This window comes from Pedobacter humicola (assembly GCF_056490705.1).
In genome coordinates this window covers 48,668-67,089 of record NZ_JBWJIG010000006.1, presented here as the reverse complement: position 1 = coordinate 67,089, position 18,422 = coordinate 48,668, and the positions used below count along the sequence as shown (strand labels likewise).

General features: G+C 38.3%; 10 protein-coding genes. 7 read left to right on the top strand and 3 right to left on the bottom strand.

Annotated features, from left to right (window positions below; translation table 11 throughout):
• The first annotated feature begins 8 nt into the window (after nucleotides 1-8).
• Nucleotides 9-1,277, top strand: a complete 1,269-nt coding sequence (locus AC04Q1_RS11620; protein WP_478364754.1) for a glucose-1-phosphate adenylyltransferase — start codon at nucleotides 9-11, stop codon at nucleotides 1,275-1,277.
• Between the two features lie 285 nt (nucleotides 1,278-1,562).
• The gene (locus AC04Q1_RS11615; RefSeq protein WP_478364752.1) at nucleotides 1,563-3,347 is read left to right on the top strand and encodes a glycoside hydrolase family 15 protein; all 1,785 of its coding nucleotides are present in this window, start codon (nucleotides 1,563-1,565) and stop codon (nucleotides 3,345-3,347) included.
• Between the two features lie 158 nt (nucleotides 3,348-3,505).
• Here AC04Q1_RS11615 and AC04Q1_RS11610 read toward each other — a convergent pair whose 3' ends face one another.
• The 3 genes from AC04Q1_RS11610 to AC04Q1_RS11600 all read right to left on the bottom strand — a co-directional run bounded on the left by AC04Q1_RS11610 (nucleotide 3,506) and on the right by AC04Q1_RS11600 (nucleotide 8,596).
• On the bottom strand, nucleotides 3,506-5,695 hold the full coding sequence (locus AC04Q1_RS11610) for a bifunctional alpha,alpha-trehalose-phosphate synthase (UDP-forming)/trehalose-phosphatase (protein ID WP_478364750.1): 2,190 nt from the start codon (nucleotides 5,693-5,695) through the stop codon (nucleotides 3,506-3,508).
• Between the two features lie 84 nt (nucleotides 5,696-5,779).
• A complete protein-coding gene (locus AC04Q1_RS11605; protein ID WP_478364748.1) occupies nucleotides 5,780-7,135 on the bottom strand; it encodes a sensor histidine kinase in 1,356 nt (451 codons plus the stop codon).
• A 90-nt stretch (nucleotides 7,136-7,225) separates the two neighbouring features.
• Nucleotides 7,226-8,596, bottom strand: coding sequence for a sigma-54-dependent transcriptional regulator (locus AC04Q1_RS11600; RefSeq protein WP_478364746.1), 1,371 nt, complete (start codon nucleotides 8,594-8,596; stop codon nucleotides 7,226-7,228).
• A gap of 181 nt (nucleotides 8,597-8,777) precedes the next feature.
• Here AC04Q1_RS11600 and AC04Q1_RS11595 point away from each other — a divergent pair, with 181 nt between their 5' ends.
• From AC04Q1_RS11595 to AC04Q1_RS11575, 5 genes are all read left to right on the top strand, one after another.
• The gene (locus tag AC04Q1_RS11595; protein ID WP_478364744.1) at nucleotides 8,778-10,022 is read left to right on the top strand and encodes an efflux RND transporter periplasmic adaptor subunit; all 1,245 of its coding nucleotides are present in this window, start codon (nucleotides 8,778-8,780) and stop codon (nucleotides 10,020-10,022) included.
• 118 nt (nucleotides 10,023-10,140) lie between these two features.
• Nucleotides 10,141-10,839, top strand: a complete 699-nt coding sequence (locus AC04Q1_RS11590; RefSeq protein ID WP_478364742.1) for an ABC transporter ATP-binding protein — start codon at nucleotides 10,141-10,143, stop codon at nucleotides 10,837-10,839.
• Nucleotides 10,840-11,131: 292 nt separating this feature from the next.
• Nucleotides 11,132-13,504: an ABC transporter permease gene (locus tag AC04Q1_RS11585; protein WP_478364740.1), complete on the top strand. Its 2,373-nt coding sequence runs from the start codon at nucleotides 11,132-11,134 to the stop codon at nucleotides 13,502-13,504.
• Nucleotides 13,505-13,578: 74 nt separating this feature from the next.
• A complete protein-coding gene (locus AC04Q1_RS11580; RefSeq protein WP_478364738.1) occupies nucleotides 13,579-15,939 on the top strand; it encodes an ABC transporter permease in 2,361 nt (786 codons plus the stop codon).
• Nucleotides 15,940-16,011: 72 nt separating this feature from the next.
• Nucleotides 16,012-18,399, top strand: a complete 2,388-nt coding sequence (locus tag AC04Q1_RS11575; RefSeq protein ID WP_478364736.1) for an ABC transporter permease — start codon at nucleotides 16,012-16,014, stop codon at nucleotides 18,397-18,399.
• Nucleotides 18,400-18,422: the final 23 nt, after the last annotated feature.

Here is an 18,422-nt window from a genome sequence, read left to right as displayed (position 1 = left end):
GCTTAAACATGACTGACAAAGTTTTAGGCGTTATCCTTGGCGGTGGCCAGGGCTCTAGATTATCGCCACTAACACAAACACGTTCTAAACCGGCAGTTCCAATTGCTGGTAAATACCGTTTGGTAGATATCCCAATCTCGAATTGCCTCAATTCGGGTATCCACCGTATGTTTGTGTTAACACAGTTTAATTCGGCATCCCTAAACAAACACATTAAAAACACGTATCACTTTAGCCATTTTAGTACGGCTTTTGTTGATATTTTGGCGGCTGAACAAACTGTACAAAACTCAGGTTGGTTTCAGGGTACGGCAGATGCGGTTCGTCAGTGTATGCATCACATTGTTTCGCATGAGTTTGATTACATCTTAATCTTGTCTGGCGATCAGTTGTATCAGATGGATTTTAAGGATATGATCGAAAAACATATCGAGGCCGATGCGGAAATTACCATTGCGACCATTCCGGTTACAGCGAAAGACGCGACCGATTTTGGTATTTTAAAAGCCGATGAGGAAAACATGATTACCTCTTTTATCGAAAAACCTAAAACAGGTTTGGAAGATTGGGTATCTGATACCGGTGAAGAGATGCAAGGTGAAGGTCGAAACTTTTTGGCATCAATGGGTATTTATGTTTTCAATCGTGAGTATCTGATCAATATCCTGAACGAGAACGAAGAAGAAAAAGATTTTGGTAAGGAAATTCTGCCAAGGGCGATTACGCAGAGTAGGGTTCTCAGTTATCAATACGAAGGTTATTGGACAGATATTGGTAATATTTCATCGTTTTTCGAGGCTAATCTGGGCTTAACAGACGAGATTCCCAAATTTAATATGTTTGATAGCAATCATGCCATTTTTACCAGGGCAAGGATGTTACCGCCATCTAAAATTTCGGGTACTACTTTAGATAAAACGATTATTGCAGAAGGCTGTATCATTCAGGCGAGTAAGGTAGAACATGCGGTTTTGGGCATCCGGTCGAGAATTGGAAAGGATACTGTAATTACGAATGCTTATATTATGGGTAGCGACAGGTATCAAACACTTGAAGAGATACAGGATGAAACGGGCAGGGGAAATTCATTGATCGGCATAGGCGACCGTTGTTTCATCAATAATGCCATCATCGATAAGAACTGCCGTATCGGTAATGATGTAAAGATTAATGGGGGCGACCATTTAGAGGATGGAGATTTCGAACTCTATGCTGTTAAAGACGGTATCGTGGTCATCAAAAAAGGTGCAGTAGTACCTAGTGGAACCGTTATTTAAGATAATCATTGATCATTAACTAGGCCAGCCGCGATTTTTCGTGGCTGGTTTTTTTGTTTTGAGATTCACAGGTTTAATCCATACCTCACCCTGATCGGATAGCTATCTGATTTATCTCAGGGTTTATCTTGCAGGAAAGATGCTGAAATGAATCCGATTGCTATCGGATCAGCATGACGCTTTGGAAGAACAATAAATTGAAAAATATTTACACAATCTCTTTTTAACCTTTCCATCCAACATTTTCCCCCTAAGCTTGTTAGTACATAAACAAAAATATATTTTATGGCCGAACAGCACCTCTATCAAACAGGAATTATAGGAAATTGCGCTTTTATTGCACATGTAAATAAAAATACTGATATATCATGGCTTTGCTGGCCACGTTTCGATAGTCCATTTGTTTTTGGGAGTTTATTGGACAAGGAAAAAGGAGGAGAGTTTTCGATTTTACCACAAGGCGAGTATACTTCTACTCAATATTACATCGAAAATACCAACGTTTTAAGAACTGAAATTACCGCAGAAGACGGAAAATACCGCATTACGGATTTCGCGCCCCGCTTTCGGCTCTACGAACGCTATTTTAAGCCATTAATGTTTATCAGAAAGATTGAACCCTTAGCAGGAAACCCACGCATTACAATCAAATGTGAGCCGGTTTGCGACTACGGAAAGGGTAAGATGAAATCAAGCCGTGGTAGCAATCACATTGATTATTTGGGCTGTGAGGAAAATATCCGTTTAAGCACCAATGTATCGCTTACCTATATCATTGATGAAAAGGCTTTCGTACTCAACGAAGCCAAATATCTCATCATGACTTATGGACAGAACCTGGAGGCGCCTGTCGTAAGTACAGCTGAAAATTTTCTCCGCGAAACCATTGGGTATTGGCGTTTATGGATTAAACACTCTTCGATAGCCGGCTTTTATCAACCTTTTGTGATCCGCTCGGCTTTGGTTTTAAAAATCCATCAATACGAAGATACCGGCGCAATTATAGCAGCCAGTACTACAAGTTTGCCCGAATCGCCAGGCAGTACGAGGAACTGGGATTATAGGTATTGCTGGTTACGCGATTCGCATTATGTACTTACTTCTTTAAACCATATCGGGCATTTTGAAGAGATGGAAAAGTATTTTAATTACTTATCCGACATTTCACATGCTGAAGATACACGCTACCAACCTTTGTATGGCATTGCTGGTGAAAGGGAAATCACTGAACGTACTTTAGATCATTTAGAAGGATACAAAGGCGAGCAGCCGATTAGAATAGGGAACCAGGCTTATGAGCATATTCAGAACGACATTTATGGTCAGGTTTTAATTTCGATGCTGCCCCTTTATACTGATCACCGTTTTGTTTTTTCTGAGCGCAGCGATTCGATAAAATGGATAGAAAGCGTACTTTCTAAAATTGAAAGAACTATCGATGAAAAAGATGCTGGAATTTGGGAATTTAGGAACATTGCCAACATGCATTGTTACAGTAATCTGTTTCAATGGGCAGGTGCACAAGCAGCCTTAAAAATGGCTAAAACGATTGGTAATAAAGATTTCGAACAGCGGGCACAGATTTTAATCGACAAAGCGGCGGCACATATAGAAGCTTGCTACGACCCGGAAAGAAAAGTATTTACCAATGCTGTAGGAAGTCCACATTTAGACGCCAGTACTTTGCAATTGATTATGATGAATTACCTTGATCCGGCTTCTGATCGGGCAAAAGATCATTTAATTGCTTTGGAAAAGGAGTTGAAAACAGAAGACGGCTTGTTTTATCGCTACCTGCACGCCGATGATTTTGGCAAACCCAAAACGACCTTTTTAATCTGTGCTTTTTGGTACGTGGAAGCCTTAGCCTGCGTTGGCCGGACCGATGAGGCGATTAAGGAATTTGAGAACATTATTAAATATTGTAATCACCTGCTTTTGTTCAGTGAAGATGTTGATGCTAAAACGGGTAGCCAATGGGGTAATTTTCCTCAGGCTTATAGCCATGTTGGTTTAATGAATGCGGCTTATCGCATTGCGATTAAATTGGACAGACCGATATTTTTATAAGGATGTGTGGGTTAAAAATCCACAACTCAGAGGTCGGAATTGCAAATCCCTACCAACTAAAAAGCTTTGACAACATTAATACACATTAATGTTGTCAAAGCTAGGATTCTTGTTTTAGATTTCTCGACTGCGTTGCACTCCGCGAAATGATGATATATTTAACTCCGCGCTACAAACTCCTCCTTAATCAAACTCCAAAGCAATTTCCTCACTTCTTTAAAATCATTCAGGTAATATTTAGCTTCCGAAATGTTGTTGCCAACTTTAATGGTGAAAGCCTCATCGGGCAATACCTTAAAAATATCTTCATCAGTATGATCGTCGCCGAGTGCCAAAATAAAGTCAGGATGTTTATCGTATAGCCAGTTTAATGCTGCTTTACCTTTATTTACCTCCATGTTTTTAAATTCGATTACTTTATTACCCGGCATCAGTTGTAAACCCTTATCTGCAGCTAAAATTTTCATGTGACTGATGATTTCATTTGCCCTTAAATCGCCAAGACCTTCTTCAGCTTTTCTGTAGTGCCAAACTAATGAGTAACTTTTTTCCTCAATAAATGATCCGGGTGTGCGGTCTGTGTAGGTTTCCAATAAAGTCTTTATTTCCTGTTTCCACTGATCTGTAAGCAGGGGCAGACTGTTCCATTTATCGCCAAATGATTTCTGCCAGGCACCATGTTCAGCGATCAGATCAACTTTTAAATGTCCAAACCATTGTTCTAAGGTTTCGTGTCTTCTGCCACTAATAATAACCACTTTGTTGGCATGATCGATCGTAAGGTTTTCAATCAGGTCGTAAAGCTCTGCATCAGGAGAGGCATCGTCAATATTTCCGGTAAAATCCACCAGTGTTCCATCATAATCTAAAAATAGGACCCGATCAGTCGTTTTGGCATATTTGGTGGCAATTATTTCATTGATGGCATTTACTGCATGTTTTGTTAACAGCGATTTTTGAGAATCTTTCACTTCGTTTAATCTTAAAATAAAATTATTTACCCAATGTTTTACATTGAATTTTTCTACAATTGCACGCATGGCTTTCATGCGTTGCTGTTGTTCTTCAATAGGCATTTTAAGTGCGGTTACAATGGCTTCCATAATGTCGCCCAGGTTATTTGGGTTTACAATTACAGCATCTGTTAATTCTTTAGATGCACCAGCCATTTCACTTAAAATAAGTACCCCATCATTATTGTTCCTACTGGCAATATATTCCTTACTTACCAGGTTCATTCCATCCCGCATAGGCGTAACTAAACAGATATCAGCAGTAGAATAGAGTGCAGAAAGTACTTCGATAGGGAAGGAGCGGTAAAAATAATTTACCGGGATCCAGTTCATCGAGCGGTACCGTGCATTTAAATTCCCCACAAACTGATCGATCTGATCTCTTAATTCGCTGTATTGGGGTACTGTATCGCGAGAAGGAACCACGATCATAAAAAGTTCTATTTTGCCAATATATTCTGGATGAAGCTGTAACAAGAGCTCCAAAGCTTTTAATCTTTCCAAGATACCTTTACTATAATCCAGGCGGTCGATAGAAAGGATTACCTTCATCTCTTCTTTCCCTGTCCTGAAATAATCGATTTCTTTTTTTACCGCTTCCGTAGCAGTTAAATCCGAAAATTTATCAAAATCGATTCCCATCGGGAAAGCTTCTACTACAATTTGCCTTTCGTTGCTGTTAAGTACGTTCGACGATGAATTTACAGGGAGCAGGCGGGTTGCGGTGCTAATAAAATGCCGGACATCGTCATAGGTATGGAAACCGATTAAATCTGCGCCGATTAATCCATTTAATAATTCTTCACGCCAGGGAATCAGCCTGAATATTTCGTATGATGGAAAGGGGATATGCTGGAAAAAACCGATGGTTGCAGCGGGAAGTTTTTCTCTTAGAATGCCCGGTAAAAGGAGTAATTGGTAATCTTGAATCCAAATTTTATCCTTTCTGCCCAGCACTTGCATGGCGCTTTTGGCAAACTTCTCATTAACAGATTGGTAGCAGTCCCAATAACTTTGTTCGTAATGGGCGTAGGTAACTACGTAATGAAAAACAGGCCATAATACTTCATTGGAAAAGCCTTCGTAATATAAGTTGATTTCGTTTTGGGTAAGGAAAACGGGGTAGAGATTTAACTCGGCGAGTTTTTGTGTAACTTCTTGCTGACGTCCTTCAGGCACTTCTATTCCTGGCCATCCTATCCAGATGGAATTACCTGATTTATACACATCCCCTAGTCCGGTGGCTAAGCCGCCTTCACTCGGTATAAATGTGTATTCGTCATTTTCTTCGATGATTTTAACGGGTAGTCTGTTCGATATTATAACTGTCTTCATGCTTGTATTTGATGTATCCACATCATTAAAAGCATATCAGGTAGGTTTTGTTTGATTTTTTAGGTCAAAAAAACATTGAAATGATTAAATATAGTTAAATACCAATGAAAAAGTAGCGCCTTCACCAGGAGTAGAGATTACCTCAATACTGCCTCTGTGCATTTTCATAATATTGCGGCTAATGGTTAAACCTATTCCGGATCCGGTTTTTCTGGTGGTATAAAATGGAACGAAAATTTTCTCCAGTTCACTTGGATCGATACCTTTTCCATTGTCGGTAACATCGATATAAAGTTTGGTGTTTTCTAAGCGGTAATTTACGTTAATGTATGGGAGCTCTCTATTTTCTACAGCGTAAATGCTATTGGTAATCAGGTTAATCAACACTTGTTCAACCAATTTCAGATCGAGCTGAATGGTGATTTTTGAAGAGGTTTGTTCTACATCCAGTACCACGTTTTTAACTTTGGCAAAAGGCTGCATCAATACTTTAATGTGTTTCAGTATTTCACCAATGGTGTGCGATTCGAGATTTGGCGTGGGCAATTCAGCGATTAATCGGTAGTCCTTAACAAAATCGAGCAAACCGGAAGATCGTCTTTGAATGGTTTGTAGTGCTGTCTTCAGATCGTCCATTTCATCTTCTGTGAGGTTCTCTTTATCGGTTACCATCCGGTTGATCGTATCCGACAATGAACTGATAGGTGTAATGGAGTTTAAAATCTCGTGCGAAATCACACCAATTAATCTGTTCCATGCTTCTGTTTCTTTTTGCTCAATTTCATCTTTGATGTTTTGGAAACTGATAATAGTATAGTTGTTCCCATAAAGATTTAATGGAATCACTTCGGTTGAAAGCTGGATCAGTTTATCCTGGATCTTTAATTCTAAAAACCTTTTCCCTCCAGATAAAATCTGCTCTATTTCTGTTCCAAACGCTGGAAGATGTTGTTTTAGCCTGTGCCAATATTTATAAGCCGGAACAGCCAAAAGGTTTGAAGCGGCCTGATTAAAAAATGCCACCTCCTCGCCCTGTTCCTTTTCGGTATTGTTTACCACAATTACACCAACAGGAACCTGCTCCAAAATGGTTTTGATCAGTTGAAACATTGCTTCCTGTTCTAACCTAATCTGTTTATGTACCTGTAAAATATCGCTAAAGGATTCGTACAGTTCTGGAAAACTGCCTTTAGTTACCTTGTTTTTAAAATTTAAGGTATGATCCCGCGTTTTAACGGCTAAAATGAAGCGGTTAATATCAGAGCGGATTTGATTGATATAGTAGTAAAGGGAAACCACCGTACCCAAAAAGATTAATGCCACGCCGATAATGGTAAACCAAAGTTGCGTGTTTTTGATCAGGTAAAATAAAAGATAACCCAGCAGATTGATAATCAGCAGGCGGGATATTAAACGGAAAGTAAAGCGTTGATAAAACATGTTTAAGGTTTAGGGCTTAAGGTTTAGGGTTTAGGGTTGATGAGAGGTGTTTATAACCTTATGCCTTAAACCTTATACCGTACACCTCTGTTAGATTCCAAATTTCTCGATTCTTCTGTACAATGCGGCCCTGGTTAAGCCAAGTTCTGCTGCTGCTTTTGATATGTTTCCTTTGTGTTTATCTATTGCTTTCTGCACCATCATTTTTTCCATATCCTCTAATGCCATTTCATCAGGGATAGAGTTGTTCTGGGCAAAACGCTGTGGACTTAACTGCAAATCTTCTTCAGAAATATCATTCCCATCGCTCATGATCACAGCCCGTTCCAAAACATGCTGCAATTCACGCACGTTACCGGGCCATTTATAATTTAAAAGTACATCTTGTGCCTTATTGTTTATGTTTCTGATCTCTTTATGGTATTTTGAACTGAAAACCTGCATAAAATGATTGGCCAGCAGTAAGATATCACTTCCACGTTTACGTAAAGGCGGCAATAAAAGCTCGACAGTATTAATCCGGAAAAGTAAATCCTGCCTAAAGGTATTTTTAGCCACCATTTCATTTAGCGGCATGTTTGTAGCGGTAATTAAGCGGACATTTATTTTTCGCTCTTTACTTTCTCCTAAGCGGGTAACCGTGCGGTTTTGCAAAACACTAAGCAGTTTAGCCTGTAGGGGTAGCGTTAAGTTGCCAATCTCATCTAAAAAGATCGTTCCGCCATCGGCTAGCTCAAAACGACCGGGTTTATCTTCCTTCGCATCGGTAAAAGCACCTTTGGCATAACCGAAGAGTTCACTCTCGAATAGATTTTCGTTTAGAGAACCTAAATCAACATGCATAAAAACCTGATTTTTGCGTTGCGAATTTCCGTGGATTTCATAAGCAAAAACCTGCTTTCCGGTACCGTTTTCGCCTAAAATAAGGACGTTTGCATCAGTCGGTGCAACTTTTAATAAAGTAGATTGTAATTGTTTTATGCCATCGGCTTGCCCAACAATGTTCTCAAAGCCTCTTGTCAGGTCTTTTTGTAAGGATGAATGTATTTTCTCGAGTTTCTTTACCTTTCTGGTCGATTCGCGTAGTTTAGAAGCAGCAGAAATGGTAGCGAAAAGCTTTTCATTTTCCCAGGGCTTCAAAATAAAATCGGTCGCTCCCTTTTTGATTGCTTTAACGGCCAGTTCAACATTGCCGAAAGCCGTCATTAAGATTACTACATAATCTTTATCAATTGATAAGATATGTTCAAGCCAATATAATCCTTCGCGACCATCGCTGGCCCCTTTCTGATAATTCATGTCGAGTAAAATGATGTCTATTTCATTTTTACTCAGCAATACATTGATTTCCTTTGGCGACTTACAGGTAATGACCTGCTTAACCTGTTGCTTTAGAAACAAACGGGCACTGAGCAGAATGTCGTCGTCGTCATCGATAATTAAAACTGTGGCATCAAGCATAAATTGAAATTTTGATCCGCTAATTTAACAAAACTGTCCGTTCCCGCACATAAACTGTTCGATAATGAACATATTGAAATGATATTAATATTTAATTATCTGTTATTTAGTATTTTAGGTTGTGTTTGCGCTTTTGGCACAAGCTTGGTTATTAGAGAAACCGAACAGTACAACCGAACACATGGATAAGAAAATAGAGAAAAAAAGATTTAGCACTAAAACCTTGTTAATTATAGGTGGAGCAATTGCTTTTGTAGCAGTTGTAATTTATGGCTATACTTTATCACTAAAAAAAGTTTATAGTGCAGATGCCGATAAATTAACCATCAGTAAAGTAGAATATGGGGATTTTGAGGATGTCGTTTTGTTAAATGCCAGTGTTGTGCCATTAACTTCGGTAATTGTAAGTTCATCAGAAGGCGGTACTGTTGCAGAAATTTTTACCGAAAACGGCGCTTCTGTTGTAAAAGGAACACCTTTGTTAAGAATCTCTAATTCAAATGCCATGTTGAGTTATACCTCAAGTCAAACGGCAGCCACCGAGCAGATCAATCAGCTGCGTAAATCGAGGCTAGACCTGGAGCAAAATCAAAGGGTTTTAAATCAGGATGTTTTAGATGTAGAAAACAGTTTAAGAACCGCCACCCGTCAATATAGATTAGACAGTTCGTTGTTTGCCAAAAAAGTAATTACACTACAGGAATTTAATAAATCGAGTCAGGATTTTGAATACTATCAGGGTAAACTTAAAATTGTGCGTCAGGCTGTTAAACAGGAAAACCAGAGCAGGAAAATGCAGTTGGCGCAGATCGATCAATCGATGGGACAGATGAACGAAAGTTTAGAAATGATCCGTAAAAACATTGAAAATATGACCATTAAAGCGCCTGTTTCAGGTAAATTGTCTTCTTACGATCCTGTAATTGGAAAATCTTACAATTCTAATGAAATGATTGGAAAAATCGACGTGCTGCAAGGTTATAAACTTCAGGCTGGTGTAGACGAATATTATATCAATAGGGTTAAAGAAGGACAAACAGCTAACTGCGAATTTAATGGTAAAACCTATAATTTAACAGTAAGTAAAGTGATTCCAGAGGTTACAGCCGGACAATTTCAGGTAGAAATGGTCTTTAAAGGCGCAGCACCCGAAGGTTTACGCCGAGGTTTATCGTTGCAAACTAAGTTAACCTTGTCGGATAACAGCAAATCGCTGCTTTTAGCTCAGGGACAGTTTTTCCAAAGTACAGGCGGATCGTGGGTGTTTGTGGTAAACAATGGCAAAGCGATCAAGAAAAATGTGAAAATTGGCAGAAAAAATTATCTGTACTATGAAATATTGGATGGTTTGCAGAAAGGCGACGAAGTAATTACCTCTTCTTATGATCAGTTTAACCAATACGATCAGGTGGAGATTAATAAGTAGAGCGTTTGGCGTTTAGGAAAAATAAGCTCTAAAGTTAGAAATTAATACAATCAGGTCTTGATACTTGATACCAAATACTTGATACTAAATACTTGATACTAGAATAACACTTGATACTATGATTAAAATAGAAAATCTGGAAAAAGTTTACAAAACTGAAGAAGTAGAAACCACTGCACTTAACGGAATTAACCTTCATGTTGCGGCGGGAGAGTTTGTTTCCATTATGGGGCCTTCTGGCTGTGGAAAGTCTACTTTATTAAATGTAATGGGTTTGTTGGATAAGCCCGAAAGTGGAAGTTATAAATTTATCGATACCGAGCTTTTAACGCTTAACGATAGAGAACGCTCAAATTTCCGTAAGCGGAATATGGGTTTTGTTTTCCAGAATTTCAATTTAATTGATGAATTAACCGTTTTCGAAAACATTGAACTGCCATTAATCTACAATAAGATTGCAGCTGGTGAACGTAAAAAACTGGTGAATGAAATTATTGAGAGAATGAATATTGTAAACCGTAGTGGGCACTTCCCGCAACAATTATCAGGTGGACAACAACAACGTGTAGCGGTGGCAAGGGCATTGGTTACGAAACCTAAACTGGTTTTAGCCGATGAGCCCACCGGAAACTTGGATAGCTCACATGGTAACGAGGTAATGGAACTGCTTTGCGAACTGAATGAAACCGGAACCACCATTGTGATGGTTACCCACTCCAGCCATGACGCCAGTTTTTCGAACAGAATCATCAACCTGAAGGATGGACATGTGATTTCTGAAAAGGTCAACAAAAGCCGGAACGAGGAACTGATATAAGGGTATAAGGGAGAAGGTCAAAGATTTTAAGGTGGAAGGTTGAGTTTTATCAATCTTTAACTCTCCACCTTGCCTCCTTCAACCGCTAATGAAATTTTAGTTTAGTTAATGATAGCCGCCCAACAATCTTCCCGGATGGGGAGATTTGGGATTGGCGCAAAGAAAAGTTAAATCAAGGCTTAAACATTTGGCCAGAAATTTTGATAGCAAATACTCTTAATGCTTGATACTAGCGTCTTGATACCTAATCCTAACCTCTTGATACCGAAACCAATTACCTAACACGACGAAAATGTTCAAATTAAACCTAAAAATAGCCTTACGTAACCTTTGGAAAAACAAGGGCTTCTCCTTAATTAACATTGGGGGATTGGCCATTGGTTTGGCCAGTTGTATGGTTTTGTTGCTGTATGTTGCTTACGAATGGAGCTATGATAAACAGTTTTCAAATCACGATAAAACTTATGTGGTTTATCAAAATATGGAGGCAAGTGGTAAAACTTTTAGCTGGGCGTGGACACCAAATGTTATGGCTAAAGAAGTGCAAGAAAAAATCCCTGGCGTTAAATATGCTTCTCATACTACTTATCCAAGAAAACAACTCGTTACAGTTGGCGACAATAAGATCAATAGCAATGCCGTATTTGCCGATCAGAATTTTATTAAAATATTGGATTATAAATTTATTGAAGGTAATGCGGCCACAGTTTTACAAAATGTAAATACCATTATTCTGACCAGATCTTTTGCGAAAAAACTATTTGGAAATGAAAATCCTATTAATAAAACAGTAAAATTCGAAAACGAAGAAGTATTAAAAGTTGAAGCGATAATAGAAGATGTACCAGCAAACAGCAGCTTAATTTTTGAATGTATTATGCCTTGGGCATTGTTTGAAAAGCATCAATCCTGGGTAAAAGAAGGCAATTGGGGCAATAACATGTGTTTAACCCTTGTTCAGTTAAAGGATAATAACTTTTTCACTACTGCAAATGATTTGATGCATGGTATTTACAAACGCAATCAAAAAGATAATACATCAGTAGCTTTATTACATCCTCTAACCAAATGGCACTTGTACGACGATTTTCAAAACGGTAAATCGGTAGGTGGAAAAATAGATCAGCTTAGAATATTTTTACTTCTGGCCTTTTGCATCTTGCTTATTGCCTGTGTAAATTTTATGAATTTATCTACGGCACGCTCAGAGCGAAGAGCAAAAGAAGTAGGCGTCCGTAAAGCAATCGGATCAACACGCAAATCGTTGATCAACCAGTTTTTTTTAGAATCCCTGCTCATCACGTTTATCGCCACCGTTTTAGCTTTTATCTTAATTGAGGTTAGTTTACCATATTTTAATAATTTGTTGGATATTAAATTAACAATCGATTACCATAATGGCCCGTTTTGGTTAACGCTTGTGGGGCTAATGGTCTTAACTGGCTTGTTAGCAGGTAGTTATCCGGCACTTTATTTATCTTCTTTCGAGCCGATTAAAGTATTAAAAGGTTTCACCCTTAAAACAGATTCATCCGCTTCGGTGAGGAAAGTATTAGTGGTTGGCCAATTCGTTTTTGCTGCGGGTTTAATTATTTGTACCGCAGTAATTTATCAGCAGCTTAACTATGTAAAAAACAAGCCTATTGGGTACGATCAATCCAATTTAATCCAGATCGCAGTAGTGGGCAGAATGAACGATGCAGCCAAAATAGAATTGCTTAAAACACAACTCATGGCAGCTGGAGCAACAAGTAATGTTACTACTTTTAGTACCGATTTTACCGAAGGAGGAGATAATACTACCGGTATAGAGTGGGAAGGTAAAAATCCGAATGAGAAAATTTCATTCAACCATAGAAGTATAGGATATGATTTTGTTGAAACCATTGGCACTAAAATGATCAGTGGTAGGGAATTTTCTGCGAAATTTCCTAATGATACAGCGAGCGTACTGCTAAATGAGGCGGCTGTGAGAATGATGCAGCTGAAAAATCCAATTGGCAAAGTAATTACTTTCTGGGGAGATAAAAAACTAACTATAGTTGGTATTGTAAAAGATTTTGTGGTAGAAAGTGTTTACCAAAGAGTGGCCCCAATGATTTTTAGGGTAAATGGAAAGGACGATGCAAGGGTTATCATTGGACGTTTAAATCCAAATCAGAACATCAGTTCATCACTGGCTAAAATTGATGATTTAGTAAAGCAGATCGAACCTAATTATCCTGTTAACCGCAAATTTGTTAACGAATCTTTTGAAATAAAATTTAAAAATGAGAAACTTTTAGGCACACTTTCCAACTGGTTTGGAGGTTTTGCCATCTTTATTTCCTGTCTGGGTTTGTTGGGCTTAGCCCTGTTTATGGCCGAGCAACGTAAAAAAGAAATTAGTATCCGCAAGGTTCTGGGTGCCAGTACAGCCAACATCCTCACTTTATTAAATAAAGATTTTATAAAACTGGTGGCCATCGCCAATATTATTGCCTTTCCCCTGGCTTATATTATCATAAACAAATGGCTATCTGGTTTTGAGTACCGGGTTTCCATTTCGGCATTGCCATTTGTTGCCGCTGTAGGCATATCGGTAATTATTGCGGTTTTAACAGTCAGCTTACAATCAGTCAAAGTAGCGAAAGCAAACCCTATTGATGCACTTAAATACGAATAATACCTGCGGAAAGCAAATGGCGTTTGGTGTAGAAACCGCTCAACTCCAAACGCTTAGGGCTAAACTATAAAACGATGTTAAAATTAAACCTAAAAATAGCATTACGCAACCTGTGGCGCAACAAAGGCTTCACCCTGATTAACCTTGGAGGATTGGCCATTGGTTTGGCCAGCTGTATGATCCTTTTGCTTTATGTAGCCTACGAATATGGTTACGATAAACAGTTTACGGATTACGATAAAACCTATGTGCTTTACAATAACCAGAAAACAGCTTCAGAAACTTTTAGTTTTATGGCTTTTCCCGGTCAGTTAAAGGACGAAATTAAAGAGAAAGTTCCCGGTGTAGCCAAAGTAAGCCGATTATCATATCCCGAACCAACACTAATCTCTTATCATCAGAATAATTTTAAGATGAACGCCGTTTTTGGTGATCCGGATTTTCTTAACATGTTCGATTATAAAGTTTTGAAGGGAAATTCAAATACATTTCTGAACAGTGTTGATGGAGTTATTTTAACAGAAACGCTGGCCAAAAATCTTTTTGGAAATGAGGACCCGATCAATAAAGTTGTTAAACTGGATAACAATGAAAACTTAAAAGTGGAAGGTATTATTGCAGACCGTCCTAGAAATTCGACTTTAGAGCTGGATTATATCCTGTCGTGGAAGCTGTATGAGAAGTTGAATACCTGGACAAAAAACAGCGGATGGGGCAATAATTATTGTATGCTGTTTATGCAACTTCAGAACAATTCATTTTTTGACCAGGCCAATCACCAGTTAAAAGGGATGATCAAGGCACATGATAAAGAGGTGAATGGAGAACCTTTTATGCATCCGCTTTCTAAATGGCATCTGTACGATAGATTTGAAAATGGAAAAAATGTAGGCGGAAAAATCGATCAGCTGAGGATATTTTTCCTGCTTGCATTCTGTATTCTTTTAATTGCCTGTGTTAATTTTATGAACCTTTCTACAGCCAAGTCAGAAAAGAGAGCACGTGAAGTTGGTGTACGCAAGGCCATTGGATCTTCCAGAAATAACCTTGTAGGTCAGTTTATGTTCGAGTCTGTTCTGCTCACCACTTTAAGTATGTTAGTGGCTTTTGTATTGATTGAGGTGAGCTTGCCATATTTTAATAATCTGTTGGGCATTACCTTGGGTATTGATTATAAAGATTATAAATTTTGGTCTGTATTTTTAGGTTTAACTTTTTTTACGGCCCTAATGGCTGGCAGTTATCCCGCGTTTTATCTCTCCTCCTTCGATCCGGTTAAAGTATTAAAAGGATTTAAAATATCTGGAGGGTCTTCTCTATCGATCCGTAAATTTTTGGTTGTGTTTCAATTTGTTTTTGCTGCCTGTTTAATTGTTTGTACAGCAGTAATTTATCAGCAGTTAAATTATATCAAAAATAAACCGATCGGCTACAACAAGGCAAATCTGGTTCAGATTTCTACCGAAGGCGAATTTTCGAAACCAGAAAAAAGAGCAATACTGAAAGACGAATTGATGAAATCGGGTGCCATAACGGCCTTTACAGAGTATAGCATGTCGTTAACGGGTGGCGGAAACAATACTTATGGTATCAGTTGGCCTGGTAAAAATGAGCAGGACAAAATCCTGGTCAATTTTAGGTTTACCAATCTCGATCTCACCAAAACCACTGGAATGGAAATTTTAAAGGGCCGCGATTTTTCGAAAGATTTCGTAGATACCGCCAATGTGCTGGTTAACGAAGCTTTGGTAAAGGTAATGGGTATGAAAGATCCTGTAGGTAAAATGATCAGTTGGGACCAGCCGATCAGGATTATCGGAGTGGTAAAGGATTACGTAATGGAATCGCCTTATCAGAAAGCAAAGCCATTGCTTATTGCGCAAAATCCAAGTCGCGCTACCACAATAATCATGCGTTTGAATGATAAAAATAACATTACAACTTCGGTTAACCAGGTCAATGAAGTGGCCAAAAAATTAAATCCGGCTTATCCGGCAACGATCAGATTTGTTGATGATAATTTTGAGCTCAAATTCAAGAATGAAAAACTTTTGGGAACACTATCAAACTGGTTTAGTGGCTTCGCTATCTTTATTTCGTGTTTGGGCTTATTGGGATTAGCTTTGTTTATGGCCGAGCAACGTAAAAAGGAAATCAGCATCCGCAAAGTTTTGGGAGCCACTACAGCCAACATCCTTACTTTATTAAATAAAGATTTTATCAAACTGGTGGCAATAGCAAATGTAATTGCATTTCCACTGGCCTATATTATGATTAACAAATGGCTTTCAGGTTACGAATACCGCATTTCGATTTCTATGTTGCCTTTTATTGCCGCCATTAGTTTATCAGTTATTATTGCGGTACTTACCGTAAGTATACAATCGGTTAAAGTAGCGAAAGCAAACCCTGTTGATGCACTTAAATATGAATAGCACCTGTGTTAAGCAAATGGTGTTCGGCGGATAACGCTCAACTCCAAACGCTTAACGCCAAACCATAAAAAGATGTTCAGATTAAACTTAAAAATAGCACTGCGTAACCTTTGGAAGAATAAAAGCTATGCAATGATCAGCATATTCGGTTTGGCAGTGGCCTTAACCATCTTTATTTTAACCATGTTATATGCGGATTATGAAAAAGGATATGATTCATGGAATCCGGGTTATGAGCATATTTATCGCGTAAATTATAAGTCATCAACCGAAAATGTTGCTTTAAGCCCTGGTAATATGGCAACCGTAAGTAAGGAGAAAATTCCTGCGGTTGAAGCCGCAACGCGGATACAGGATTATTGGTTTGGAGATCTGTTGCTTAAAACAAAAACAAAGAGTTTATACGTAAATGATGTTTTACTTGCCGATAGTAACTTTTTAAAGGTATTTAATTACCCATTGGTTTACGGCAATTCGGAGACAGCATTTAGCAAACCACAGACGCTGATCTTAAGCAAAACAATGAGTGAAACGCTTTTTGGGATAGGGGTAAATCCGGTTGGTGAAACTATTGTGCTTGATCAAATCCTGCCTTGTACCGTAGCAGCTGTAATAGATGAAGCCAAATTTCCCTCACATTTTCATTTTAAACTTATACGGAGATTTAAAAAGAGTGCCAATGCTGAGTATTACAGCAATAATTTTTACACTTATGTTAAATTAAATGCAAATAGCAATGTTGCGCAAACAACAGATTTATTGAATAAGAACCGCACAGAAATATTAAATGCGGAACTAGCCAAATTACCGAACGAAGAGAAAAACAGCTTTTCTGAATTCATCACCCAAAATAAACTTTATCTGCAGCCGATAAAAGAGATACATTTAACCAAATCCAGCGTAGAGTACGAATTTACAGGTAATGGAATGGGCCGTTATATGTATCTGATGTTTATTGTAGCTACACTCGTTTTGATTATTGCCGCTGTTAATTTTACCAATTTATCTATTACTATTGCCACAAGAAGGGCCAAAGAAACTGGGGTAAGGAAAGTTTTAGGTGCACATAAAATGCAGATTGGCATACAGTTTATTTTAGAAACAGGCTTTCAGTGCCTGTTAAGTCTGATTATGGCGGTTATCATGGTGGAACTCTTTTTGCCTGGCTTCAATAATACCATTGGATCGTCTATTCAACTCAATAATTTTTCTGATTATGGCCAGATAGCTGGTCAGGTTTTATTATTGCTATTAACCGTAACCTTAATTGTTGGGCTTTATCCGGCATTACTTATTAGCAATATCATTCCTGCTAAGGTATTAAAAGGGAATTTTGCGAACAGCAATAATGGTTACTGGATTAGAAACGGGTTGATCGTACTTCAGTTTGCCATTGCGGTTTTATTTATTTCGGGCATTTGGATCATCAATAATCAGTTGAACTATATGCAGCAACGGGATCTGGGCTATAAGCCACAACAGGTAATGGCCATCAATTTACAGGACAATAGTGAGGCACATTACCAGAAAGTAAAAAATACATTAAAAAGCATCAGTGGTGTAAACAGCATTAGCAGGGCCGATCATATTCCGGGTGAGGATATGGGTGGAAATAGTTATACCAACCAGGGAAAAACCTACAACGCCAGTTTTATCTCTATTGATGTTGATTATTTTAATACGATGGGGATGAAAATTGTAGATGGAAGGCCATTTAGTGCTGCCATAACAACAGATACGTTAAATTCGCTGATCCTGACTGAAACTGCTGCTAAAATTTTTAACCTTCAAAATCCTGTTGGCAAAATGCTTAAATTCCATGAGAGGGATGTGAAAGTAATTGGCCTGGTCAAAGATTTTAATCATTATAGTCCTGAAAAAGCTTATCAGCCGATTGTTTTCCAATATATTAAAGGAAATCCACTCCGATATGTTCTGCTCAATATTTCCGCGCAAAAATCGGCAGCGGTTATTGCACAGATAGAAAAAGAATGGACAAAACTTGAGCCCGATTTTCCGATTAAATATAGCTTGCTCGATAAATCGTTCGAAAAGCTATTGCAAAAACAGGTGCAGCTCCGAAGTGTTGTAGCATTTTTATCGATCATTACTGTTGCGCTTGCTTTGATGGGAATTTTTGCCATTGCAACATTTACCACCCAGCGCAGAAGTAAAGAGATTAACATCAGAAAAGTTCTTGGAGCCTCAGTTTTTGATATCCTGGGTTTATTAAATAAAGGATTCGCCAAGCTTATTATTCTGGCAAACTTAATTGCCTGGCCCATTGCCTATTTAATATTAAAAGAATGGCTTGACGGTTTTGCCTTTAGAATAGCCATGCCTGTTTTGCCTTTTGTTTTGTCAGGATTGATTACGCTTTTCCTTACGGTTATTATTGTGAGTTTACAGTCGTATAGAGTTGCACATACTAATCCTGTTGAGGCCTTAAAATACGAATAGGGCATTGATAGGTTTTAAATTAA